At 39.3% G+C, this 26,985-nt stretch carries 19 protein-coding genes and 1 riboswitch; of the genes, 6 read left to right on the top strand and 13 right to left on the bottom strand.

Going from position 1 to position 26,985, the window contains the following annotated elements:
* The 7 genes from APS80_RS00640 to pbp4 form a co-directional block, all read right to left on the bottom strand.
* On the bottom strand, positions 1-1,710 hold a 1,710-nt coding region (locus APS80_RS00640; protein ID WP_211259529.1), incomplete at its 3' end, for a YPDG domain-containing protein.
* A 3-nt stretch (positions 1,711-1,713) separates the two neighbouring features.
* Complete coding sequence (locus APS80_RS00635) at positions 1,714-5,592, bottom strand: YPDG domain-containing protein (RefSeq protein WP_111724830.1); 3,879 nt, start codon at positions 5,590-5,592, stop codon at positions 1,714-1,716.
* Positions 5,586-6,899, bottom strand: coding sequence for a YSIRK-type signal peptide-containing protein (locus APS80_RS00630; protein ID WP_059106350.1), 1,314 nt, complete (start codon positions 6,897-6,899; stop codon positions 5,586-5,588). Before APS80_RS00630 ends, APS80_RS00635 begins: the two co-directional genes overlap by 7 nt.
* Positions 6,900-7,313: 414 nt before the next feature.
* Entirely contained in the window at positions 7,314-8,459 is a 1,146-nt protein-coding gene (locus APS80_RS00625) for a bifunctional cystathionine gamma-lyase/homocysteine desulfhydrase (RefSeq protein ID WP_059106349.1), read from the bottom strand.
* A 1-nt stretch (position 8,460) separates the two neighbouring features.
* Positions 8,461-9,357, bottom strand: a complete 897-nt coding sequence (locus tag APS80_RS00620; RefSeq protein WP_059106348.1) for a PLP-dependent cysteine synthase family protein — start codon at positions 9,355-9,357, stop codon at positions 8,461-8,463.
* Positions 9,358-9,618: 261 nt separating this feature from the next.
* Positions 9,619-10,434 carry a MetQ/NlpA family ABC transporter substrate-binding protein gene (locus APS80_RS00615; protein WP_059106347.1) on the bottom strand — a complete coding sequence of 272 codons (816 nt, stop codon included), beginning with the start codon at positions 10,432-10,434 and terminating at the stop codon, positions 9,619-9,621.
* Positions 10,435-10,585: 151 nt separating this feature from the next.
* Positions 10,586-10,674: riboswitch (SAM riboswitch) on the bottom strand.
* Positions 10,675-10,832: 158 nt separating this feature from the next.
* Positions 10,833-12,008 carry a penicillin-binding protein PBP4 gene (gene pbp4, locus APS80_RS00610; protein ID WP_059106346.1) on the bottom strand — a complete coding sequence of 392 codons (1,176 nt, stop codon included), beginning with the start codon at positions 12,006-12,008 and terminating at the stop codon, positions 10,833-10,835.
* A gap of 373 nt (positions 12,009-12,381) precedes the next feature.
* Between pbp4 and APS80_RS00605 the strand changes: the two genes are divergently transcribed.
* The 3 genes from APS80_RS00605 to APS80_RS00595 all read left to right on the top strand — a co-directional run bounded on the left by APS80_RS00605 (position 12,382) and on the right by APS80_RS00595 (position 16,529).
* Positions 12,382-13,740 (top strand): FAD-dependent oxidoreductase, encoded by a 1,359-nt coding sequence (locus tag APS80_RS00605; protein WP_059106345.1) that lies wholly within the window; start codon positions 12,382-12,384, stop codon positions 13,738-13,740.
* A gap of 225 nt (positions 13,741-13,965) precedes the next feature.
* Complete coding sequence (locus APS80_RS00600; protein WP_059106344.1) at positions 13,966-15,195, top strand: MFS transporter; 1,230 nt, start codon at positions 13,966-13,968, stop codon at positions 15,193-15,195.
* Between the two features lie 101 nt (positions 15,196-15,296).
* The gene (locus tag APS80_RS00595; RefSeq protein WP_059106343.1) at positions 15,297-16,529 is read left to right on the top strand and encodes an MFS transporter; all 1,233 of its coding nucleotides are present in this window, start codon (positions 15,297-15,299) and stop codon (positions 16,527-16,529) included.
* A gap of 73 nt (positions 16,530-16,602) precedes the next feature.
* Here APS80_RS00595 and APS80_RS00590 read toward each other — a convergent pair whose 3' ends face one another.
* The 4 genes from APS80_RS00590 to APS80_RS00575 all read right to left on the bottom strand — a co-directional run bounded on the left by APS80_RS00590 (position 16,603) and on the right by APS80_RS00575 (position 20,438).
* Positions 16,603-17,337, bottom strand: coding sequence for an amino acid ABC transporter ATP-binding protein (locus tag APS80_RS00590; RefSeq protein WP_059106342.1), 735 nt, complete (start codon positions 17,335-17,337; stop codon positions 16,603-16,605).
* On the bottom strand, positions 17,334-18,053 hold the full coding sequence (locus APS80_RS00585; RefSeq protein ID WP_059106355.1) for an amino acid ABC transporter permease: 720 nt from the start codon (positions 18,051-18,053) through the stop codon (positions 17,334-17,336). Before APS80_RS00585 ends, APS80_RS00590 begins: the two co-directional genes overlap by 4 nt.
* Positions 18,034-18,834: a transporter substrate-binding domain-containing protein gene (locus APS80_RS00580; protein WP_059106341.1), complete on the bottom strand. Its 801-nt coding sequence runs from the start codon at positions 18,832-18,834 to the stop codon at positions 18,034-18,036. The genes APS80_RS00585 and APS80_RS00580 overlap by 20 nt, the downstream gene beginning before the upstream one ends.
* A gap of 461 nt (positions 18,835-19,295) precedes the next feature.
* The gene (locus APS80_RS00575) at positions 19,296-20,438 is read right to left on the bottom strand and encodes a CapA family protein (RefSeq protein ID WP_059106340.1); all 1,143 of its coding nucleotides are present in this window, start codon (positions 20,436-20,438) and stop codon (positions 19,296-19,298) included.
* A 313-nt stretch (positions 20,439-20,751) separates the two neighbouring features.
* Here APS80_RS00575 and APS80_RS00570 point away from each other — a divergent pair, with 313 nt between their 5' ends.
* The 3 genes from APS80_RS00570 to APS80_RS00560 are packed head-to-tail and all read left to right on the top strand — an operon-like array spanning position 20,752 to position 23,336.
* Positions 20,752-21,681, top strand: coding sequence for a VOC family protein (locus APS80_RS00570; protein WP_059106339.1), 930 nt, complete (start codon positions 20,752-20,754; stop codon positions 21,679-21,681).
* A 15-nt stretch (positions 21,682-21,696) separates the two neighbouring features.
* Positions 21,697-22,758 (top strand): LLM class flavin-dependent oxidoreductase, encoded by a 1,062-nt coding sequence (locus APS80_RS00565; RefSeq protein ID WP_059106338.1) that lies wholly within the window; start codon positions 21,697-21,699, stop codon positions 22,756-22,758.
* 11 nt (positions 22,759-22,769) lie between these two features.
* Complete coding sequence (locus APS80_RS00560) at positions 22,770-23,336, top strand: NADPH-dependent FMN reductase (protein ID WP_059106337.1); 567 nt, start codon at positions 22,770-22,772, stop codon at positions 23,334-23,336.
* A gap of 158 nt (positions 23,337-23,494) precedes the next feature.
* On the opposite strand, the gene betA is transcribed toward APS80_RS00560, so the two are convergent.
* Positions 23,495-25,195, bottom strand: coding sequence for a choline dehydrogenase (betA, locus tag APS80_RS00555; RefSeq protein ID WP_059106336.1), 1,701 nt, complete (start codon positions 25,193-25,195; stop codon positions 23,495-23,497).
* Positions 25,196-25,249: 54 nt separating this feature from the next.
* Positions 25,250-26,743 (bottom strand): betaine-aldehyde dehydrogenase, encoded by a 1,494-nt coding sequence (gene betB, locus APS80_RS00550; RefSeq protein ID WP_059106335.1) that lies wholly within the window; start codon positions 26,741-26,743, stop codon positions 25,250-25,252.
* Between the last annotated feature and the right edge of the window lie 242 nt (positions 26,744-26,985).

Below are 26,985 nucleotides of genomic sequence, written 5' to 3'. Positions count from 1 at the left end.
ATCTGGCGTCATGCCATCATCTGGTGTTCCACCTTTGTCCGGTTCGTTGCCTGGATCTGGTGTCATGCCGTTATCTGGTGTTTCATCTTTATCTGGCTCTTTGCCTGGGTCTGGCGTCATGCCATTGTCTGGTGTCTCACCTTTATCCGGTTCCTTGCCTGGGGCTGGTGTTATTCCATTATCCGGTGTTTCACCTTTATCCGGAACTTTGTTTGGATCTGGCGTCATACCATTATCTGGTGTTTCACCTTTGTCTGGTTCTTTGCCTGGATCTGGCGTCATTCCGTTATCCGGTGTTTCACCTTTATCTGGTGCGTTGCCTGGGTCTGGAGTATCTATCGTTACTTTAACTGGCACTTCCTCTGTAGATCCATCTGGATACGTTACCTTAACTGGTATATCTACTGATGTTCCTGGTGGCGCATCTACTGGTGGCGTCACCGTCACATTACCATTCGGCTCTACCGTTACTGTATAGCCTGGTGGAATATTACCTTCTGGCACTTCGAATGTTGTACCTGGTGGTAAGTCAGTATCTCCAACTTGGGGCACTGTAACTGGTTGGCCTGGTTTCGTTGAAACATCTCCGTAACCCGGATCATTGCTTTGCGCGTCATTCGGGATTACCGTCACTTTGACTTTCGTATTATCTACTGAGCCATCCGGATATGTTACCTTAACTGGAATGTCCACAGATGTACCAGGCGTCGCATCCGCTGGTGGCGTCACCGTCACATTGCCATTTGGGTCTACCGTTACTGTATATCCAGTTGGTACGCTTCCATTCGGTACTTCAAATGTTGTTCCAGGCGGTAATGTTTCGTCTCCAGTTTGTGGTACCGTTACTGGTTGGCCTGGTTTCGTCGAAACGTCTCCGTAACCCGGATCGTTACTTTGGGCATCGTTCGGAGTGATTGTCACTTTCACTTTTGTATCGTCTACCGAACCATCTGGATATTTCACTTTTACTGGTATATCTACTGATGTGCCTGGTATTGCGTCCGTTGGTGGCATTACTGACACATTACCATTCGGATCCACCGTTACTGTATAACCTGATGGGATACTGCCTTCTGGCACTTCAAATGTTGTGCCTGGCGATAATGTTTCATCTCCGGTTTGCGGTACCGTCACCGGTTGGCCTGGTTTTGTCGAGCCTTCATTATATCCAGGTTCATTACTTTGCGCGTCATTCGGAATAACCGTCACTTTGACTTTCGTATTATCTACTGATCCATCTGGATACGTTACCTTAACTGGTATATCCACAGATGTTCCTGGTGGCGCATCCATTGGTGGTGTTACTGTCACATTACCATTTGGATCTACGGTTACTATATAGCCTGGTGGTACACTGCCATTTGGAACTTCGAATGTTATTCCTGGCGGTAATGTCTCGTCTCCAATTTGTGGTACCGTTACTGGTTGGCCTGGTTTCGTCGAAACGTCTCCGTAACCCGGATCATTGCTTTGCGCGTCATTCGGCACAATACCTACTTTGACTGGTACTTCTTCTGTGGATCCATCTGGATACGTTACCTTAACTGGGATATCTACTGATGTTCCTGGTGTTGCGTCCGCTGGTGGCGTCACTGTCACATTACCGTTTGGAGCTATGGTTACTGTATAACCTGGTGGTACACTGCCATTTGGAACTTCGAATGTTGTACCTGGTGGTAATGTTTCGTCTCCAGTTTGTGGTACCGTCACCGGTTAACCTGGTTTCGTCGAAACGTCTCCGTAGCCTGGGTCATTGCTTTGCGCATCATTCGGTACAATACCTACTTTGACTGGTACTTCTTCTGTGGATCCATCTGGATACGTTACCTTAACTGGGATATCTACTGATGTTCCTGGTGTCGCATCAGTTGGTGGTGTCACCGTCACACTGCCATTCGGATCTACCGTTACTGTATAACCTGCTGGAATATTACCTTCTGGCACTTCAAATGTAGTACCTGGCGGTAATTCAGTATCTCCAACTTGTGGTACAGTCACTGGTTGACCTGGTTTTGTCGATCCTTCGGTATATCCTGGATTATTACTTTGCGCGTCGTTCGGAATAACCGTCACTTTCACCTTCGTATTATCTACTGACCCATCTGGATACGTTACTTTAACTGGTATATCCACTGATGTGCCTGGTGTCGCGTCAGTTGGTGGCGTCACCGTCACATTGCCATTCGGATCTACCGTTACTGTATAACCTGCTGGAATACTGCCTTCTGGCACTTCAAATGTTGTTCCTGGCGGTAATGTTTCATCTCCAGTTTGCGGTACTGTCACCGGTTGGCCCGGTTTCGTCGAAACATCTCCGTAACCCGGATCATTGCTTTGCGCGTCATTCGGTATAATACCTACTTTGACTGGTACTTCCTCTGTTGATCCATCTGGATATGTCACTTTAACTGGAATATCCACTGACGTTCCTGGTGTCGCATCCGCTGGTGGTGTCACCGTCACATTGCCATTTGGGTCTACCGTTACTGTATATCCAGTTGGTACGCTTCCATTCGGTACTTCAAATGTTGTTCCTGGCGGTAATGTCTCATCTCCAGTTTGTGGCACTGTCACTGGCTGGCCTGGTTTCGTCGAAACATCTCCGTAACCTGGTTCATTGCTTTGCGCGTCATTCGGTATAATACCTACTTTGACTGGTACTTCCTCTGTCGAACCATCTGGATAAGTAACCTTAACTGGTATATCCACAGATGTACCCGGCGTCGCATCCACTGGTGGTGTTACTGTCACATTGCCATTCGGATCTACCGTTACTGTATAGCCTGGTGGAACGCTGCCTTCTGGCACTTCGAATGCTGTGCCTGGCGGTAATGTTTCATCTCCAGTTTGTGGCACCGTTACTGGTTGGCCTGGTTTCGTCGAAACATCTCCGTAACCCGGATCATTGCTTTGCGCGTCATTCGGTATAATACCTACTTTGACTGGTACTTCCTCTGTTGATCCATCTGGATATGTCACTTTAACTGGAATATCCACTGACGTACCCGGCGTCGCATCCGCTGGTGGTGTCACCGTCACATTGCCATTTGGATCTACGGTTACTGTGTAACCTGATGGAATATTGCCTTCAGTTACTTCGAATGTTGTTCCTGGTGGTAATGTCTCATCTCCAGTTTGTGGCACTGTCACCGGTTGGCCAGGTTTCGTCGATCCTTCGCTATATCCAGGGATATTGCTTTGCGCGTCATTCGGTATAATAACTACTTTGACTGGTACTTCCTCTGTTGATCCATCTGGATATGTTACCTTAACTGGTATATCTACAGACGTTCCTGGTGTCGCGTCAGTTGGTGGCGTTACTGTCACATTACCCTTCGGATCTACCGTTACTGTATAACCTGATGGAATACTGCCTTCTGGCACTTCGAATGTTGTTCCTGGCGGTAAAGTTTCATCTCCAGTTTGTGGTACAGTCACTGGTTGTCCTGGTTTTGTCGATCCTTCGTTATATCCAGGTTCATTACTTTGTGCGTCGTTCGGAATAACCGTCACTTTCACCTTCGTATTATCTACTGAGCCATCTGGATAAGTCACCTTAACTGGAATATCTACTGACGTTCCTGGTGTTGCGTCCGATGGTGGCGTTACTGTCACATTGCCATTCGGATCTACCGTTACTGTATAACCTGAAGGTACACTTCCATTTGGCACTTCAAATGTAGTCCCAGGTGGTAATTCAGTATCCCCAGTTTGTGGTACTGTCACTGATTGTCCTGGTTTTGTCGAACCTTCTTCATATCCTGGATTATTATTATGCGCATCATTCGGAATAACCGTTACTTTTGCAGCAGTATAATCTACTGATTTATCCGGATAAGTGACATTAACAGGAATATTGATTGTTGTGCCTGGTTCAGCGTCTGCAGGTGGAGTAACAACTAATGTCCCGTCTGGTTTAACCGTTACCATCCAACCTTCAGGAATACTTAAACTTGGTACTTCATATACTGTCCCATCTGGCATAGGTGATTCACTTGTCTGTGGTACATCAACCGGTACACCTGGTTTCGTTTCTTTACCTCCATAAGTTGGATGATTTAAATGCGCATCCGTTGGTAAAACGACAACTTTACCTGATGTGTAAGTGACGGTACCATCTGGAAATGTCACTTTCACTGGTATAACGGCTGTAGTACCTGGGATTGCATCTGCTGGCGGAATAACTTGTAATGTCCCGTTCGGTTTAACAGAGGCATTCCAACCTGGTGGTACTTTATCTCGTACAATCTCGAAAACCGTACCTTCAGGCAGGGTAGCAGCACGAGATGCTCTTTCCTCTTCAACGAATACAACTGGTAAATCAACAGGCTGTCCAGGTTTTGTTGCTGCTTCGTTATATGTCGGATTGTACTCATCATGAATTTCAACAAAATGTTCTGTGTTGTCTGGATTAACCGCTTCTGGATGTTCAGACTGATTACTGATTAATACAAGTCGTTGGGCATAGTTTAAGTTCAGTTGAGATAATGCTTTACCTTGGTTACTTAAGTTTGTAGATTGTTCTCGGTTGTATGTTGGTATACCTGTATTAAAGCCTTCTTGTTCTGCTCTTAAATCTACGACATTCCCCCACACATTATCAGCGTCAGCATGTTGATCTGGATCACTCAGATGCGTTGGGTTCCACATTTTCACAATGTATGAACCGTTCCATTGGAAATGTCCTGGTGATTTCGGCGACATGAAGATTAAGTTTGGTTTTTTACCTACTGGTTTAACACTTTCACCGCTTACGACGATGTTCATTTTCTGTAGGTTCACGTAATACGCATGGTCAAAGATAAATTTACGATCTGGATGATTACCAGACAACGGAATAGAAATGACTTCAGCATAATAGTTTCTATTATCCGTGCGTAAATCGAGTGTAGCGTTATCTTTTACATGTAATAACGCTGTTTCTTGACCTTTCGCATTAATATTCACTAAATCATTATAATACCCATATTGCGATTTTGTTTTCGTGTTCCACTGGTGGTTTTTGGCATCCAATACAAGTTTCGCGGATTCTTCGATGATGATTTCAGAATTGCCATCTAAACCGATGAGATTGTTTTCTTCGTAATTGCTGCCAGGTGTACGATGTTCATCAGAAGTAGCCAAAAATTGTGATCGTTGTCCTACAACAAACGCACTATTTCTACCCATATCAACAATGTTACCGTTACCTTTTTGCGTCACACGAATGAGTGAACCTTGACCAGTTTGCAATCTTCCATGATCACTGAAACTGAAGATATTTTGACCAGTAATTTGAACATTTGAATGATTACCAAATATCACTCTAGCACCTTGATTTAATTTAAATGCCGTATGTCCATTTGTATGTTTAAATGCATCAACTGGTGAAACATCGACACTAATGTTTGCGTTAGAACCAGTGAGGAATTCACCGTATTTATCTACCTCAAACACATTTCCTAAACCTGTACGTTGGCCTTTAATCACTGCATCATCACTGACAATAATCGACTTTGCAGTAATATTTGAACGAGATGCATGATTATCGTTACTTATCGTAGTGAAGTGTCCAACTAAATTCACATCCACATTGCTTTTACCATTTACCAAGCTATGGCCTGTATGTGTGACATTTTCAAAAGTAAGTTCTTGATTATCATGTTTTGAACGGTTGAAATAAATGAGACCTTTATCATGATTTGTTTGAATATTCGCATTTTTAAATGTAATATCAAAACGCCAGAGTTAGGTAAAGCCTCAACGAAATATCGACCTGTGTTAATTGTATGATTGTTACCTTCTACTACGATATAACGTCCCACACCGTCTTTCAAACGTGTGTTGCTACGTGCAGTAATATCTTGGTTTAATACAATCGTTTGTACACGCTTATCATTTAACGCGTTTACAAAGCTTTGGAAATCGTTGACTTCAGCACGTTTCATCGTGTCCACTCGATGATTACCATTAGTAGCGTTAGGTTCTCTAACAGCTCTTGAAAGTATTTGAGGTGCTACAGCTTTCACTTTACTTTGTTCTTGTTCATTCGCTAAATCTTTCAATACCGCCGACACTTCTGAAGGCGATAAATCATTTAGATCTGCAGTTTGAACATTCGTCACATCATCATTTTCTGCAGGTGTAACTGCATGTTTAGGTTTAAAAACATCGTCTGCTTGTTCCACTGTTGAAGTCTCAACTTGTGCTTTTACTTCAAGTGCTTCAACGGGTTGCGTAACCGGTACTACAACATGAGTGTCAGCTTTAGGGATTGGGTTTACATCTTCTTGAGATAAATCAACTGAAGCTTTTGGTTGGTCTTCTTGTTGTTCATATTTAGAAGGTACGGGTTCACTTTGATCATTTGAATCCGCTTGTACATCTTCAACAGCTTGCTCATGATGTTGCACGACATCTTCAACGTGCATATCTGATGCTTCAGATGCTGCTTGTTTCTCCTCTTGATCGTTAGGTGTTGCTTCTGTAGGTTGTTCTGTCTCTTCGTTTACGTTCCCTTCACTTTCTGGTTGCTCCGTTGCTTGATCTGATGTTGTCACTTCATCAGATGGTGCTTGGAATGATGGTGTTGTGTCTTTCGAAACGTCTGGTTCATTCTCATCTGTATCTGTAGCAGCTTCAAGAGATGGTTCAGTTGGGGCTGATGCATCAACTTCAGGGGAATCGGTTGCTGCGTCTGTGTCTACTGATTCTGCTTCATCTTCATTCGATGCATCGACGGCTTGCGTTTGTTCTTCAGTTTCTGCCGCTTCAACTTCTTGATGCGAACCAAAGATTAGCAATGTACCGATTAAGATAGAAGCTGTACCGACCGTAAATTTACGTATCGAATACTTATTCTGACGGTTAGGTAAGAAATCGAGACGTCTCTTTGATGACTTTTGATTTCGCTTGCTCATCCAAGTCTTCCCTCCATTATTAAATTATAAATATACAACATTTCTGCTGTATCACTCAAAATCGTACTATAACTCCTTCCCTTGCACAATAAAGATGTATGTTCATTTTTTTACTGTTTTTATTCTTTAAAATGAATCCAAACTAACATTATTAACGTATATTTTTAACTAATAATAAATATTAATGCATAAATCTATGTATTTAAATGATACTGAAACTTAAAATGGAAAAGATTGAACATCCCAGATATAAAAATATTTTTCTACAAAGTAGTCACACATATCGATTAATTTTTTAAAATATTAACGGTCTCCTGCATCTTTTGGAAAAATAGATAGCAAAAAAATTAAGCCGAAATCCCTATATCATAGAAATTCCGACTCTTGAAAACTGCATTTTTAAATTGGTCCGAATTATTGAAGTTGATCTAGCGCATGTTGTAAATCAGCAACTAAGTCATCTGTATCTTCAATACCTACTGACAGACGAATTAATCCATCTGCAATGCCTTGTTCTTCTCTAACTTGTTGTGGAATAGAGGCATGTGTCATCAGTGCAGGTACTGAAATTAAACTTTCTACTGCACCTAAACTTTCGGCTAATGTGAAATACTGTGTATTTGAAATGACTTTTTTCGCAGCTTCTGTATCTGCAACGACAAATGAAACAACACCTGTATGACCATCTGCTTGTTGTGCGTGAACGTCACTATTTTTATGGCTTTCTATACTAGGATGATAAACGTGTTCCACCGCGCCATGTTGTTGTAATAACTCAACGAGCGCTTGTGCATTACGTTGAATTTGTTCCATACGTAAACCGAGTGTTTTAATTCCTCTAATCAATAAATAACTATCTTGTGGTCCAAGTACCCCACCAGTAGAATTTTGAATGAATCCTAATTGTTCTGCGATGTCATCATCGTTTGTGGCAACAAGTCCAGCAACAACGTCACTATGTCCTCCGATATATTTCGTTGCAGAATGTAACACGATATCTGCACCGAGTTTAAGTGGATTTTGGAAATAAGGTGTCATAAATGTATTATCAACCACTGAGATCAAATCATGTTGTGCAGCAATATCAGCCACTTTTTTAATATCTGTCACTTGTAATAATGGATTAGATGGAGTCTCAATGTATAACATTTTTGTTTTATCTTTAATATAAGATTCAATTTGATCTACATCTGTCGTATCAACGAAATCCGCTTCGATACCAAAGCGATTAAAGACTTGGGTTAACGCACGATATGTTCCACCGTAGACGTCAGAGTTGATGATTAAATGATCGCCTTCATCAAGTAACATGATCACAGCACTAATCGCTGCCATGCCTGAACCAAAAGCGAAACCATGTTGTCCATATTCTAAATCAGCGATTAAATCTTCTAGCGCGTGACGGGTTGGATTCCCAGAACGGGAGTATTCATAACCTTTTCTTAAATCACCAATATCATCTTGTAAAAAGGTGCTTGTTTGGTAAATCGGTGTAGTCACTGCACCTGTATCTTCATCTGTTGTATGACCTCCATGGATAATGCGTGTTTTTTTATTCATATTATTCCTCCTCATAGTTAAAAATACGTTGAGACATATATCGATCACTACCATCTGGAAAAATAGTGACGATAACACCTTTTGTAATTTCATTCTTCAACTCGAGCGCACCTTGTAATGCAGCTCCTGAAGAACTACCTACGAGTAATCCTTCTCGCTTTGCCAACCGCTTTACATTGTCAAAAGCTGCTTTGTCGCTCACTGTCTTAATACCGTCAACGAGCGCTTTAGGTAAAAATGTCGGCCATTTTTCTGAACCAATGCCTTCAATATCATGATCATGTTGCGGTCCACCATTCAATATCGAGCCTTCTGGTTCAACAATAATATTCTTGACATCAAAGTTTTGGAGATGTTGCGCAACCCCTGTAAACGTACCACCTGAACCGACACCAGCCACAAAGTAATCAATGTGGTCTAATGCATCGGTTAACTCTGGTCCGAGTGTATGCACATATGCTTGCGGATTGTAGGCTGTCTCAAATTGTTGTGTATAAAAGGCATCATGTTCTGTAGCATAAGCTTTTGCAGCTTGTTGTGCACCAGTCATCCCCTCTGATTGCGCCGTACGATAAACCGTCGCACCGAGTGCTTTCATGATGTCAATCTTCTCTTCAGAAAAGCCTTCAGGTGCAAAAATAACCGTTTTGATGTTTTGTCTATTTGCCGCGAGCGTTAAACCAATACCAGTGTTTCCTGCCGTTGCTTCAACAATGGTGCCACCGGGTTTTAACGCGTCATCTTCCATCGCTTGTTCTATTAAAAATTTACCCAAACGATCTTTGACACTTCCACCTGGATTAAATTGTTCTAACTTGGCATAGATTTGTACATTTTCATCGCTAAATGACGTTAATAATACCAGTGGCGTATGCCCGATTAAGTCATATGTATTCATAGCAAATCTCCAGTTTCCTTAATTTCTGACATGTTTCATGTCTTTTGCCATCTGTTTAATTCTTACTTATATGATAAGAATTATAAACTAATAGCCAGATAAATACAACTATTTGTAAGTTGCTAATAATAATGTCCATTATTATATTTTGGCTAAAACAAAAAGGACTCATGACCCTGTTTTGCAAGATTCACAAGCCCGTAGTATGCCGTATTCAATGAAGCTCTAGTTGAAAATAAAATTCTTTATGGTCATCCCGAATTATTTTCCTTCATACGGAATGACATCTTTATCAAATTCATCTCTAATAAATTGTTTGGTATCTTCTGATTGCAATAATTTAATCAGTGTTTGGAATTTTTCATCATCTTTATGTCCTTCTTTAACGGCTAAAATATTCGCAAACGGTGAGGATTCATCTTCTACAGCAATCGCATCTTTATGCGGTGTCAATCCGTTATCTATCGCATAATTTGAGTTCATAATCACTGCGTCACCTTCATTGTTGTTGTACGTTTTCGGTAAAAATTCAGCGCCTTGTTGGTGATTGAACTCTAAATGTTTTTTGTTCTCTGCAATGTCCTCAAATTTCGCATTTTCTGGTTTAACCCCATCTTTTAATTTAATGAGCCCTTCATTTACGAAAAATGATAAGAAACGACCTTCTTCAGCAGGATTGTTTGATACATAAATTTTCGCACCATCTGGGAGCTCTTTAAGATTTTTATGTTTCTTACTGTAAACGCCCATAGGTGTCGTAAACACTTTACCAACTTCTTCAATTTGATAGTGATGGGATTTTTTCTCTTCTTTTAAGTAAGGTGTGTGCTGGAAGAAATTCGCATCCACATCATCTTTATCGAGTAATTTATTAGGTACTTTGTAGTCATTGACTTCCTTAATTTCTAATGTGTACCCTTTATCTTTCATTTCATCTTGGACATGTTTCAGTATCTCACCATGTGGCGTTGGTGAAGCTGCGACCGTAATATTTTTGTCTTCAGAATCCGCTTTACCACAAGCAGTTAATACAATACTGAAAATCACGACACCTATGAATAATAGACTCTTTTTCATACACAATAACCTCATTTCTAAAGCTTGATGTATTCAAAAAAAGAACTTCCTCTATCGATGTAGAGAAAGTTCTGAGCCTTTCTCTCATCTTCAGGGTTAAATAATGATTGGACAAGTACATCAATCTAAAATAGATTGAACCTTATTTTCTCTCTTAACCACATGTGATTTAGCACCTTTTCATATAATGACGGTTGCTGGGCTTCATCGGGCACATCCCTCCACCTCTCTTGATAAGAGTTGTTACTTTTTATTGAATTGTTATAAGCCTAGCATTTAGCGATTGCAAACGTCAACCGTATTTTAAAAATTTTCTAAAATTTTATTTTTGGCAGTGAATACGTAGCACTATCGACCGATTAACATATAAAAATGGGGCATGAGTACTCCCAGCCACATTATTCAAATAGATCTTTAAAAAATGAGGTAAAGGCGTTTTCTTTGTCAGCCTTTACCTTGGGCGCATGTGTCCCTTTTATAAATTGTCTAGGATAGTCTACATAGATTTCATCATTATCATTTACTTTAAATTTCACTTGATCCATATCTTTAGGCACGACGTCATATAAATCTGCTTTCACATTATAACGGTGATCATTGATTTTATGTTCACCTTTGCTTAACACTTTTTTATACTCATAATCTTGAAACTGTTGTTCCATCAACGCATTTGCGATCAAGTGGCGTGCATTTTCAGCAGCTTGATCTGGATACGGTTGAACATTTAAGATCGTCTCATTTAATCTAAGTCCATCGCGTTTTGCCGTTAATGCTAAGTTATATCCATCGTCGCTCGTACCTGTTTTTAAACCATCTGCCCCTCTTAGTTCGTTTTCTTGGCCTTTCAATGAAGTATTTTTAGGTGTTAACACTTCACCATGTTGTTTCGCAGACGTTTTCTTACTATATTGAAGTACGTTGGGATGGGTTTTAATAATGTGATACATAAGTTTATTCATATCACGTGCAGTGGAGGTCGTTTTACCTTCATCTTTATAAGCTTTGGGTGCAAATTCCTCTAATAATTTCGTGTCTGCTCCTGTTGGATTTGTAAAATGTGTGTGCGTCATGCCTAATTTTTTCGCTTTTTCATTCATTTGGTCTGTAAACTTAGAACTATCACCAGAAATTTTATCTGCGAGGATCAATGTAGCAGCGTTACTTGATTTTAGTGTAATTTGGTCTAAAAATTGGTCTACAGTATAAGATTCGCCCACTTTTAACGGACTGGCCGATAGATTAGGTAATTCTGTCATCTTCTGATATTCCTGTGTAATTTTAATTTCATCTGACCCTTTGATATCACCACGTTTCATCGCGTCTAACGTAAGGTACATCGTCATGACCTTAGTTAATGAAGCAGGATCAGTCTCTTCATTTGGGTGATAATCATACAAAACCTGTCCCGTCTGACTTGCAATCATCACTGATTTTGGTTGAAATTGTTCTGATATCGGTTGTTCAGCGACCTTGTTAGCATCATCGACTGGATTTGATGCTGCATATGTATCTGTACTCACCATCGTAACCATAAGTATGCATATTGCGACCAAGCGCATCCATTTTTTTAGCAAATTGTCATCCCCCTTTCTCAATAACATCCCTGCTATTCTCATTTGCTAACTGTTAATTATCATTCTTTCACTTTTATTGTATCAAGTTTATTTTCCGATTCATAGATTTGCTATCACGGGTTCTGAGTTGTTAAACTAGAACATGCAGCGAAATTGTTTATCCCACTGCAAGTCGTCGAACAGTTATGGCGTATTTGAGAATAAACTTTAATCATTTCAAACATGGTTTTTATGAATATTTTGTGACATTTCTCATAAGAAAACGTTTCCCATGATTAGAATTATTATTTTGTGATAAACAATATAAGTAACGGCAAAGTTAAAGACATTTAATATAAATCTTTCAAGAAACAACGAGGAGGTTATCAATATTATGAAATATGTAGTAGTCGGAAGTTCACATGCTGGTTTCGAAGTAATTCAAACAGTTTTAAAAGATGACAAAGAAGCTGAAATTCATTTATTCGAAAAAGGTGACAAACCTTCATTCCTATCATGTGGTATTCAAAGCTATTTAGAAGATGTATCACCTTCATTAGATTCTCTTCATTATGCAAACGAAGCATCTTACGAAAAACAAGGTGTTAACGTACACACTGAATCAGAAGTTGTTGATTTAGATAGTGACAATAAAACTGTAACTGTTGACCACAATGGTGAACAATATACAGAGTCTTACGATAAACTCTTCTTAAGTCCTGGTGGCGTACCTAACGTACCACCTGTTGAAGGTCTTGATGAATACAACAATATCTTCTTCATGCGTGGCCGTGACTGGGCAGGTAAAATTAAAGACCGTTTATCTGAAGCGAAAAAAGTTGTCGTAGTTGGTGGTGGCTACATTGGTATCGAAGCTGCTGAAGCATTCACTAAAGCAGGTGCTGATACTAAAATCATCGACGTAACGGATCGTATTTTACCAACTTATTTAGATGAAGAATTCACTTCAATCTTAGAAGATAACGCCAAAGAACATGGCTTAGACTTCGTTGGTGGCGAAATGGTTAAAAAAGTAGAAGGCGAAAACGGTGACGTAACTAAAATTGTTACAGATAAAAACGAATACGAAGCAGACACAGTACTCTTCGCAATCGGTGTTAAACCTTCAACTGAATGGTTAGCTGATAAAGTTGAATTAAACGACCTCGGCATGATTAAAATCGACAGAAAACAACAAACTTCTGTTGAAGACATCTACGCTGGTGGTGACGCAACATTAATCCCTTACGCACCAGTTGAAGAAGAACGTTATATCGCACTTGCTACTAACTCTCGTCGTCAAGGTGTTGTAGCTGCGAAAAACATGACTGGTAGCGAAATGGAAATGCCACGCGTATCTGGTACTTCTGGTTTACGCCTATTTGACTACAACTTCGGTCAAACTGGTTTACACGAAACTGAAGCACCCGTATACGACGGTAATTTAGGTGCAACTTATGTTGAAGAACTTGTAAGACCTAAATTCATGCAAGACGAAACAAAAGTTCACATGAAAGTGGTTTACGATAAAGATAGTCACCGTATCTTAGGTGGTCAAATCATGTCTAAAGAAGACTTAGTTGAATCTATCAACACAATCTCAGTTGCAATCTCTGCAGGTTGGACATTAGAACAACTTGCTATGGCTGACTTCTTCTTCCAACCAGATTTCGACCGTCCTTGGAACTATCTTAACGTACTTGCTCAAGAAGCACTTGGCGAAACTCACGGTAGCGACCAAATGTTATTCTAATGCGTCCATCGCATGAGCAATTCAATTTAAATTAAATGTATTCAACTGTCGGCAAGGTCAAGCTTTGTCGGCAGTTTTTTTATTTTGTTTAAAATATCTCGCTATCCCTTCTCAATCATCATAAAAATAATATTGAAAAGCTACACCTTTTATGGTTATATAATATTAATACCTTAATTTTCAGAATATACAAAATTGTAGAATTCACTTGTCAGGAGCGATGCGATGATTCAGAAATTTAACTCGATGAATGTTACTTTAAAAGTCAGTCTGATTTCTTCTTTTTTCCAGAGCATTATCACAACAGCATTTCTTCCTTTTATCGCTTTGTATCTTTCAGACATGGTGAATGCGCGATTCTCGGGTATCTTTTTATCCGTTCTCGTAATTATTACATTGCCTATCTCATTGGTTAGTGGTCATATTGTGGATCACTTTTCAAAGCGGCATCTCGTACTCACTTATCAATTGGGCATGGCGGTAGCGTTATTTTGTATGGCGATGGCACTACTCCAACCGGCTGAGTATCTCGTTTATTTTTGTATCGCATATGTTTTCTTTACTATCCTGAATAGTCTAGAACATCCAGAGATGGATGCCATTGTCATGGATGCGGTTACACCAGACGTTGAAAAGTTCATTTTTAAATTTGGTTATTGGCTAAATAATACAGCAACGGCTATCGGAATGCTGCTTGGAACTGCCTTTTATCAGTCGAATAAAGCTTTAATGTTATTTATTGCTGCACTTACTTTCTTTCTCGTATTTATAGCCTTATTGAAATGGATTCCACAAACGACGCACATAAAAATGGCATCATCCTACAATATTAAAGATATCTTTTCAAACTATGGCAAAGTCATTAAAGATAAAACGTACATACTGTTAATGTTCGCTTTCAGTTTGTTATTATCTGCGGAATTATCCATGTCTTCTTACGTCGCACTAAGATTGGAACGTACATTTGAAAGCTTTTCTCTATTTACTTTTCACATTGATGGCGTCAAAATGTTTTCAATTCTCATGGTCACGAACACCATCAGCGTCGTATTGTTCTCTTATGTGATATTGCAAGGAAATAAATACTTTAAAGAAAAACATTTCCTTATCATAGGATTTGCACTCTATCTCATTGGTTATGTCAGTTTAACCTATTTAAATTCATTCTCATTGTTACTCATCGCTATGCTGCTTGCGACGAGTGGAGAAATCATTTATTCTCCGATCTATCAAGAAAAACAATATAAGCTCATTCCAGAAGATATGCGCGGATCATATTCTGCTTTTGGTTCGTTAGGCTTTCATTTCTCTGAACTGATTTCACGTTTCGGTATCTTGCTAGGTACGTTTTTAAGTGTATTCGACATGAGCATTTATATGACGTGTATCATCTTAATCGGTGCTATTTGTATGTATATCGCCGTATATCGGCCGTTAGATAGAAGAACGGTTTAAACTTTGGTACGCTCATTATAATCATGTGATCATTCAGTTTACCACCCTGATTCAACTACTTAAATATAGCATTTCAGCCCACATTGAAGGAGAAACCGCTTATGTCTAAATTTAATCTATTAAATCCTACATTAAAGGTCAGTCTGATTGCGGGTTTCTTTCAACAAATGATTACAACGGCGTTTCTTCCCTTTATCGCACTCTATTTAACTGAGATGATCAGCGCACAGTTTACGGGTCTCTTTTTATCGCTATTAGTCTTAACTACCATTCCTCTCGATCTCTATGGCGGTTATATCATCGATACCTTTGCGAAACGTAAAATCATCTTAACCTATCAGTTCTTTATGTCATTGATGTTACTCGCAATGGCGTTCACCCTAGTCGACGGACCGAAATATATCGTTTATTTTTGCATCGCTTATACGATATTTGTCATCTTCTTTGGCCTTCAATTTCCAGCGATGGATGCGATTGTCATGGATGCCGTCACGCCAGAGGTCGAAAACTATGTCTTCAAATTTGGTTATTGGTTGGACAACATTGCGATAGCAGTGGGCATGTTTTTATGTGGTTATCTTTATCATTCAAATAAATCCATCATCTTATTAGTCGCAGCCGCCATATTCTTTCTCGTCTTTCTATCACTTAAAATTTGGTTACCTAAAGATACAAAGAAAGCACAAAAATCGCGCCACAATAGTAAAACGCTTTTTACCAACTATGCCAAGGTATTCAAAGATAAGCAATACATGATCTTACTAGTCTCCACCAGTTTGATTATGTCAGCAGAATTATCCATGTCTTCTTATGTCGCTTTAAGGTTACAACAGAACTTCCAAGAAATATCGTTCTTATCCATACCTATTGATGGCGTTAAAATGTTTTCAGTCATCATGATTACGAATACATTAACCATCGTGTTACTCTCTTATATTATCCATAAAGGGTATCATGTTTTCAGTGAAAAATACTTTTTCTTATTCGGCTTAATCTTTTATATCTTAGGTTATGTCAATTTAACATATCTTAATTCATTTTGGTTTCTAATCCTCGCAATGATGATTGCTGCGAGTGGTGAAATTATCTTTTCTCCAGTCATCCAAGAGAAACGATACAAGATGATTCCCGAACGTTTGAGAGGTTCTTATTCTGCGCTCGGTAATTTAGGTTACAGTCTCGCAGAACTCCTCGCCCGCTTCGGCATTTTGTTAGGAACGTTCTTAAATGTTTTCGGTATGAGTATGTATACCCTAGTCATTTTAGTCATCGGTGCAATAGGAATTTATGTATCAGTAAATAAATACTTATCGAACGAACGCCAATCCATTTAGAAAAGCATACAAAAAACCTCTAAAGAACTATTTTCATATCACTTAGATCTTTAGAGGTCATTCAACTAAGATATTAGGCATCTTCACGTATCATATTTAAAAAGCGTTGGAGTTCTGGGCTCTCTGGATGATTGAACAATTTCTCTGGATCTCCTTGTTCTCCAATCACACCTTCATGAATAAACACGGTCTTGTTTGAGACTTCCCTTGCGAAACGCATTTCATGGGTCACGATGACCATGGTCATGCCTTCCTCAGCAAGTTCTTTAATCACTTTAAATACTTCGTTTACTAATTCAGGGTCTAATGCAGATGTAGGCTCATCAAACAACATGACTTTCGGATTCATCGCTAAAGCTCTTGCGATTGCGACACGTTGTTGTTGACCACCAGATAACGCGGCGGGGTGCTGATCTTTGACTGCAGTCAGTCCTACTTTTTCTAGCAGCTCGAGTCCTCGATTTTTCGCATCTTTTTTATTCATTTTCTTAACAGTGACCAAACCTTCAATCACGTTTTCAAGCGCAGTTTTATGTGGAAAGAGATTATAGCTTTGGAATACCATGCCTGACTCTTTACGCACACGAATTTGAGATTTTTTATCATCGTTCGTATATGTCTGGCCATTTACATAAACCGTACCTTCTGTCGGTAATTCAAGGGCATTCATCATGCGTAATAGCGTCGTTTTCCCCGAACCTGAACGACCGATTAACGTCACGACTTCACCTTGATCTACCGTTAAATCAATGCCTTTAATGACGGTTTTGTCGCCGAATTGTTTCTTGATATTGTGTAATTCAATCATGAACGATAACCTCTTTCAAGATAAGATTCATAAAAGCCTTGGATGATTGAAATGATAAAGCATACGACCCAGTATAGGATTGCGACAAGCACATAGATCGTTAAGTACTCATATGTGGTTGAGGCAACCTCTTGAGCCTTTCTAAACATTTCAGCAACAAGGATAAATCCTAATAGTGATGTATCTTTGATCAAACTTAAAAATGTGTTCCCAAGCGCTGGTACCGAAACACGGATAGCTTGAGGTAACACAATACGTTGAACCGTTTGTCGATAGTTCATACCTATAGAGTAAGCCGCTTCGGTTTGTCCATCAGGTATAGACAATATCCCTCCACGGATAATTTCTGACGCATAGGCGCCGACGTTGAATGACAGACCAATAATCGCTGCGACGACCGGTGCTAACGTCCATTGCACACTTGAATCATTCGTAATCAAACGGCCTAATTCTGGAATACCATAGAAGATAATGAACAGTTGAACGATGAGTGGCGTACCTCGAATAATCGAAGTATACACCCGGGCGATTCCGCTAAGTACACGACTGGTTGAAATGCGCATCAATGCTGTAAATAATGCAATAATCAACCCCAACACAAATGTGATGAGCGTGATGGGGATTGAGTATTTAACGAGACCTTCTAACATCGGTAAGAAGGCTTGCTTTGCGGCATCTAGCGCATGTTGTTGTTCACTATTTAGGCTCAGAAACATCATCATCAAACCATTTCTTACTTATTTTAGTTAATTCACCATTATCTTTTAATTTTTTCAATGCTTTATTGATATCTTCTATTTTCTTGTCATCTTCTTTTTTAGTGAAGATAAACGCAGATTGGCTTTGTTCTTCGTCACCTTCGATGGCTTTGATCTTAGCACTTGGTTTTTGTTTTTTATAATCCAAGTAAGACACGTTGTCATTAAACGTACCATCAACACGGTTAGATAAAATTAAGTCCATCGCTTGGTTAAAACCATCAACTTTCGTTACATCTGCACCTTTATCTTTCGCCATTTGACCGTAATTAGATGTAAACGTTTGGGCTAACTTTTTACCTTTCACGTCATCGAATGATTTAATGTCGTTATTATCTTCGCTGACTACAAGTACTGCGTTTGAATATGTGTAAGGATCAGAGAATTTATATTTTTCTTGGCGTTCTTTATTGATCCCTACTTGGTTAGCGATCATGTCAAAACGACCTGCATCTAACCCTGCAAACATAGAGTCCCATTGTGTTTCTTTATATTCAACTTTGTAACCAATCTCTTTGGCTACCGCGTTTGTCACGTCGATATCATACCCCGTTAACTCATCATCTTTGTTATGGAAAGTAAACGGTGCATATGTCCCTTCAGTTCCAACGACGAGTGTTTTGTCATCGCTTGAACTTTCAGATTTATTTGCTGCATCTTTGTCAGAATCATCGTTACCGCATGCAGTTAAAACCACCGCTAACAGTGTAACAAATAAACCATAAATTAATTTCTTCATAGCACTACCTCTATTCTTATTATTTTAATCGGATTTATACATAGTTTAGCCTCTCTGTATGAATTAGTCAATCCTATTTTCTTTAAAATAAACGTCTTTCATCGGCCTCGTGCGCGGCACTCACATTGTTTTAGTTACACTGTAAATAATTTTTATCATTTTGGTAGGATTTTTAAAATATATTTTAACAGTTAAGCATTCAAAACTGCCATTTGCGCATTGATTCACACAAAACTGTGCATTCGTGATAGCGTAAATGTAGAGAACATACCACCGAAGAAAGTGGCTGACAAGGTGAGATATTGTTCAATAAATCATCGCCTTAAAACGTAGAAATCGCTCGCAGATAGCACGAGCGATTTCAAAGTATACCCTTTCCTGATTCCCAATATTTATACCTGAAGAGCGGAGTAGAAATCTTCCACAATCATGGATTTCCACCCCGCTCTCTTTTTATGATATTACATGCTTTCATCATTAAGATATTTAGCATCTATTGTATCTCTGGTGATCTGTTCGAATCGATCTCGACTCATATCGTATCCTGGGAAGCCTTGTAAACCATGTCTTTGTATCATATCATCCGTATAATCATCGAGCGGTATCACTTTAAAGTCTGTGCGTTTCATCGGATAACGCACGTCTTTGCGTTCAAAATGATTTACAAGTGATTTCCATTCGACGTTTTTCACAGTAACTTGATTTCCTTTTTCTTTAAGTGTGAATGATAAGTTACCGCCGAGTTCATTACTTTCGGTACCTGTCATTTGCGCGTTAAGAAAATTACCTAATGAATACGCAACCAATGTACGATGACCGTCTTCTCCTTTCACCCATTTAACAGGTTGAATGACGTGAGGATGTGTCCCAATGACGACATCTACATTTTGTTTCGCCAAGAACTTCGCATAATCTTTTTGAACGCGCGTCGGTTTATGACTGCCTTCTTTGCCCCAATGTACAGATACAATTACCGCATCACTTTTCTTCTTCGCACGTTGAATATCGTGTTTCATGAGCTTTTTATCCAAGTAATTGATGCTGTAGTCATGTTTCGACTTCAAACCGTTTGTCCCATACGTATAGCTCAACATCGATACTTTCATGCCATTCACTTTTTTCACAGGAATGCGGTCACGTTGAGATTGAGATTGATATTTCCCAGTAAATAATACGCGGTTTTTAAATGTTTTCCATACATCAACTTCATGTTCTAACCCTTTTGAACCTTGGTCTAATGCGTGGTTATTTGAACCGTTCACTAGGTTGAAGCCTGTATCAACAAGATCTCCCGCCACATCACTCGGGGTGTTAAAACGTTTAAAGCCAGAGTATGGTCTGTCGTCTCCTCCAAGTGGTGACTCCTGATTGACATAAGCGAGGTCCGCTTGTTTAATATCATCTTTGATTGGTTTGTACATCGGTTTAAAGTTGAAGGAACCATCCGCTTCCTCAGCATCTCTGTAAACGGCTGGATGAATTAAATTATCCCCTACTGCAGTGACATCTACCGTTTCTTCTTTTTGACTTTCATTAATGGTAGATAATCCTGTTACGATAAATAATAGAAAGCTTGTCATTACCATAATATAGTTTTTCTTCATTTCTATCTCTCATTTCGTTCATATTTTCTATTTAATAGACAGTCAACTCTATAATATCATAGACAGTCAACTCTATAATATCATAATCAACTATCAATAAATGCATTTTAATTGATTTATGTAAAAAAATATCATTATATATTATGATACAAAGTTAAATTTTGAACATAAGCACTATCATACCGCTTCAATACGACCTGTTATAACGGCACAACCATTTCGCTCTAAACGTTCAAATGTGCCCCTGTAAGTTAAAAACTATCTTTTTTGAATGTTATACTTTATTATCTTAGAAAAAAGGGAGGAAACGACAATGAGTCATATTATCGGACACCATCACATTTCAATGTACACAAAAGATGCTAAAGCCAATAAAGATTTTTACACAAATGTCCTCGGTTTACGTTTAGTAGAAAAATCTGTAAACCAAGACGATCCATCCATGTACCATCTCTTTTTCGGTGATGAAATCGGTACGCCAGGTACGTTACTCAGCTTTTTCGAACTGCCAAATATCGGACGAAATCACCCTGGTACAAATTCCATTTATCGTCTATCTCTACTCGTTCCTTCCGAAGAGGCTCTTACATTTTTCGAGCAACGCCTTCAAGATGCCGAAGTGAAAACTGAACGCATGCGTTATCTCGGTCAAGCAGCCTTATTATTCAAGGACATCGATGACTTAGAAATTGTGCTCGTCGTCAACGGTGATCATACGTTACCGACTGCATGGCGTCACAATCGTTATACGGATATCCCAGAATCATATCAGATCTTAGGATTAGGACCGGTCGAATTACGGGTAAGAGATAAAGAGGCAACGGTTTCTTTCTTACGTGATGTCTTAGAGTATCATCAACGTGATTTCGATGAAGTTACTGTCTATACCTTAGATGACGATGGACTTTACACAGACTTTGTCGTTGTTGAACAACAAGGTGAACACGTGAGACCTGGTCGTGGTTATGTACATCATATTGCGGTGAACACACCTTCAGATGATGACTTAAATACGATTTATAAACGCATTCAAAATGAACCACGTAAGAATTCTGGCATTATCGATCGATTCTTTTTCAAATCATTATATTATCGCCAAAACAAAATCATGTTTGAATTCGCGACAGCAGAACCTGGTTTCACAGTAGATACACCGATTGAAGATTTAGGTAAAACATTAAACCTACCTGACTTCATGCAAGATCGTAGAGAAGAAATCGAACAAAACTTACATGAATTATAAAAAGGTGGATAGAAAATGGCAAAATTAACGATGAATCAAGATACGCCGCTTGAATTTGGTCTTTACTCTCTCGGAGATCATTTACTCAACCCACATAATGGTGAAAAAGTCAGCTACGAACAGCGCATACAAGAATTGATTGAAGCGAGTAAATTAGCTGATCAAGCTGGCATCAATGTCTTTGCGGTAGGTGAAAGTCACCAAGAACATTTCACGACCCAAGCGCATACAGTTGTGTTAGGTGCGATTGCGCAAGCCACTGAAAACATCAAGGTTTCTAGTGCATCTTCTATCATCAGCGCAGCAGATCCTGTCAGAGTCTTCGAAGACTTTGCGACAATTGATTTAATTTCAAACGGGCGTGCAGAGCTCGTGGCTGGTCGTGCCTCTAGAACGGGCATATTTGAATTGTTCGGTTATGACCTTAACGATTACGATGATTTATATGAAGAGAAATTAGACCTACTATTAAAACTAAATGAAAATGATCGCATTACATGGTCTGGTCGCTTCCGTCCAGATTTAAACAACATGAAAATCTTCCCTCGCCCAGTCGATGACAATCTACCTATCTGGCGCGCAGTGGGTGGTCCTCCAGCTAGTGCAATTAAAGCAGGACGTCTCGGCGTGCCTATGATGATTACGACATTAGGTGGACCAGCGATGAACTTCAAACGTTCTATCGATCTTTACCGTTCTACGGCACAAGATAACGGCTTCGATACATCACCTGAAATGTTGCCAGTATCTACGGCGAGTCTTTTCTATACTGCAGATACGACACAAGAAGCAATGCGTGAGTTCTATCCACACATTAATACAGGTATGGCTTTTATTCGTGGCGTAGGTTATCCTAAACAACAATTTGCGAATGCCCCAGATGAACGTGAAGCTTTAATGGTGGGCAGCCCGCAACAAATCGTTGAAAAAATCTTGTACCAACATGAACTATACGGACACCAACGTTTCATGGCACAAATCGATTTCGGTGGCGTGCCGTTTGATAAAATCACGAAAAATATTGACTTAATTGGTGAAAAAATCATTCCAGAAGTGAAAAAACATTTATCTAAATAGGAGGTATAACCTTGAATATTGTGTTACTTTCCGGTTCTCCAGTAGGAAGTAAAACCCGCATTGCAATGGATGCTTTACAAGAAGCAATCCACAAAGAAGATGATTCACATGAAGTGACATTATTAGATTTACGTGAGTTGGATCTCGTATTCAGTGATGGACGCAGTTATATGGATCAAGAAGGTGACACACTGAAACTCACACAAGCGTTGATGAATGCTGACGTCATCTTTATCGGATTCCCAGTGTTCCAAGCATCTATTCCTGGTGCATTAAAAAATGTCTTTGACTTACTCCCAGTCAATGCGCTCAGAGATAAAATTGTAGGTATCGTCGCAACTGCAGGATCACCTAAACACTATTTAATTCCTGAATTTCAATTAAAACCGATCCTAGGTTATATGAAAGCACAAATCATGCAAACGTATGTATTTATTGAAGAACAAGACTTCGCAGGAAAAGAAATTGCGAACGATGATATCTATTTCCGTCTTGATACACTTGCGAAAGATACATTGCGCATGGCTAAAATCCATCAAAACATTTTAGAAGAAGAAGATAACCAATACGATTTCTAAAGTTGATATGAAAGCGAAGCACTGATATAGGGTTTGATTCCATCCCTTTATCAGTGCCTTTTTCATGTGTATACAAAAAAGAGACTATTGAAAGTCGTTATTAAACGAGCCTTTCAATAGCCTCTCTTAATTTATTTTAAACGATGATGGTTTATCAATTAATCGATAGCGCCATCTTTTTCATCGTTGACACCGTGTTTGTAGTATTCAACGTATTCTGGTTCTAATTGTTTTTTACCTAAGATCATGTCTGCTGCTCTTTCAGCCATCATGATCACAGGGGCATGTATATTACCATTTGTAGTACGTGGCATTGCAGAAGCGTCTACAACACGTAAGTTTTCTGTGCCATAAACTTTAAATGAGTTAGGATCTACAACTGCCATTGGATCTGATGATGGTCCCATTTTAGCACTGCATGAAGGGTGTAATGCAGTTTCACCATCATTTTTAACCCATTCAAGGATTTCTTCGTCAGTTTGAACAGAAGGTCCTGGAGAAATTTCACCAGCGTCATAAGGTTCTAACGCTTTTTGAGATAAGATGTTACGAGCAACTCTGATTGCTTCTGTCCATTCTTTTTCGTCTTCTTTTGTAGAAAGATAGTTGAACACGATTTCTGGTTTTTCAAATGGGTCTTTAGATTTAATTTTCAAGCTACCGCGAGAGTTAGAGTACATTGGTCCAACGTGAACTTGGTAACCGTGTGCTGTATTAGCTTTTTGACCATCGTAACGAACTGCAATTGGTAAGAAGTGGAACATGAGGTTAGGATAATCCACTTCATCGTTTGAACGTACGAATCCGCCACCTTCGAAGTGGTTAGAAGCTGCAGCACCTTTACGAGCAAAGATCCATTCTAAGCCGATGAATGGCATTTTTTTGATGTCTAAGCTTGGTTGTTCAGAAACAGGTTGTTTACAAGCGTGTTGAACGTAAACTTCAAGGTGGTCTTCGAAGTTTTCACCTACACCTGGTAAGTGGATACGTGGTTCGATACCTACTGAACGTAAGTGTTCTGAATCACCGATACCTGATAATTGTAATAGTTGAGGTGTATTGAATGCACCACCTGATAAGATCACTTCTTTAGCGTTCACTGTGTGATATTTACCGTTACGTTTGAATGTCACACCAGTCACTTTATTACCATCGAAGTGTAATTCAGTTACGAATGCACGTGTTTTAACTGTTAAGTTTTTACGGCTCATCACTGGGTGTAAATAAGCTCTTGAAGCAGAAACACGACGACCGTTGCTGACGTTACTGTCGAATGGTCCAAAACCTTCTTGACGGAAACCGTTAACGTCAGGTGTTTTGTGGTAACCTGCTTGAACAGCTGCGTCGAAGAATGCTTGGAATAATGGGTTTGTAGCTGGACCACGTCTTAATTTAAGGGGACCATGTAAACCACGGAATTTGTCGTCTTTGTCGGCTGCGAATGTTGTTTCTAAACGTTTGAAGTATGGTAAGCAGTGAGCGAAGTCCCAGTTTTCCATACCTTCTGGTTCTGCCCAACCTTCATAGTCCATTGGGTTACCACGTTGATAAATCATACCGTTGATAGAACTTGAACCACCAAGCACTTTACCACGTGCGTGGGCAACTTTTCTGCCGTTCATATGTGGTTCATTTTTTGTTTCATAAATCCAGTCATAGAAACGATTACCTGATGGGAACATTAATGCGGCTGGCATTTGGATAAGTAAATCCCATGGATAGTCACTACGGCCTGCTTCTAAGATAAGCACGTCGTTATTTTTATCTGAAGTAAGGCGATTACCTAATACTGAACCTGCAGTACCTCCTCCGATGATGACATAATCGTATGTTTTGTTATTTGTTTCTTCATTACTCATACACTATATCCTCCTGTTTCAATAAATTAAATCTTTGCTTTACTGCTCTACGTCTTATTTACTAAACCAGTCTACCGGTTCTGGATATTGGTTCATGAGAATGTGTTTAGTATTAAGATATTCTTCTAATCCTTCTTTACCTAATTCTCTACCAATACCTGATTGTTTGTAACCGCCCCATGGTGCTTGAGCGAAGTATGGGTGGAAGTCGTTAATCCATACTGTACCCATTTTCATTTTAGAAGCGACGCGTTGCGCTTTACCGATATCAGATGTGAATACCGCACCTGCAAGACCATAAATTGAATCGTTCGCAAGTTGGATTGCTTCTTCTTCTGTATCGAATCCTTCTACAGTTACAACTGGACCGAATACTTCTTCTTGAACGATGCGCATTGAAGTATCGCAATCAGTGATGACAGTTGGTTCAAAGAAGAAACCGTCTTGTAAGTCTTCACGATCAGGACGTTTACCACCTGTAGCGATTGTTGCGCCTTCTTCTTTAGCAATGTCAATATAGTTTTCTACTTTTTCACGGTGTTCTGCTGAAATAAGTGGACCCATTTCAGTGTCGTCATCAAAACCATTACCGACTTTAATTTTTTTAGCACGGTCGATTAATGTTTGTTCAAATTTATCTTTAATACTGTTATGAACGATGATACGTGAACCTGCTGAGCAAACTTGACCAGCGTGGAAGTAAGCACCGTTTAATGCTTGGTCTACTGCGACATCAAAGTCTGCGTCATCGAAAATCACGTTAGGGTTTTTACCACCGAGTTCTAACGCAACGTTAGTGACATGATCTGCCGCTTGTTTCATGATGTGTTTACCAGTTTGAATACCACCAGTGAATGATACTAAGTCAACTTCTTTATGAGATGACATTACTTCACCGATTTCTGAACCTTTACCAAGTACAAGGTTAATAACACCTTTAGGGAAACCAATTTCTTCCATTAATTCAAATACGCGGATTGTAGTTAATGGTGTGATTTCACTTGGCTTCATAACTAATGAGCAACCTGAAGCTAATGCAGGTGCAATTTTCCATGATGCTTGAAGTAAAGGATAGTTCCAAGGTGTGATTTGAGTTACAACACCAAGTGGTTCTTTAACGACTTTACTTTCAGTATTTGGAATAGGTGACTCAATTATTTCTCCGCCATCTTTATCTGCGAGACCAGCGAAATACATGAACACATTATGGATATCATCCATATCACCTAATGATTCTTCATATGTTTTACCAGTATCTAATGTTTCAAGTTGTGCGAGTTCTTCTCTGTGTTCTTTAATTGCATCAGCCACAGCACGCACTTTTTTACCGCGTTCTTCACCAGTCATTTGTTGTGAATATTCGCCTTCTTCAAATGAACGACGTGCTGCTAAGATAGCACGTTCTGCATCTTCAGCTGTACCTTCAGCAACCTCGAAGATATTTTCTTGGTTGTATGGGTTTATAATGGTACGCGTTTCTTTATTTGAACTTTCTACCCATTCACCATCAATAAATTGACGATTAGATAACTTATCTACAAGTTCCATCAAATCACCCTCCGTTAAGTTTGTTAAATTTTTATTTAACGAATTTATCTATACCATAGTAGCATATGCCGAAAAATGATGTCAACTTGTGCTGACTATTCACGCGGGACTGAAGCGTCTTTAAGCTGCGCTACGACCGCTATGGCTATGTACTATGCGTCAAAGATTATGACGTTAAATGGTGTACGCTATTGAATACTCAAACAATGTAAACGTTACTTTATTTCTATACCACTTACATA

The sequence above is a fragment of the Staphylococcus auricularis genome (assembly GCF_001500315.1).
GTDB classification, from domain to species: domain Bacteria; phylum Bacillota; class Bacilli; order Staphylococcales; family Staphylococcaceae; genus Staphylococcus; species Staphylococcus auricularis.
This window is presented reverse-complemented; position numbering and strand designations above follow the sequence as displayed.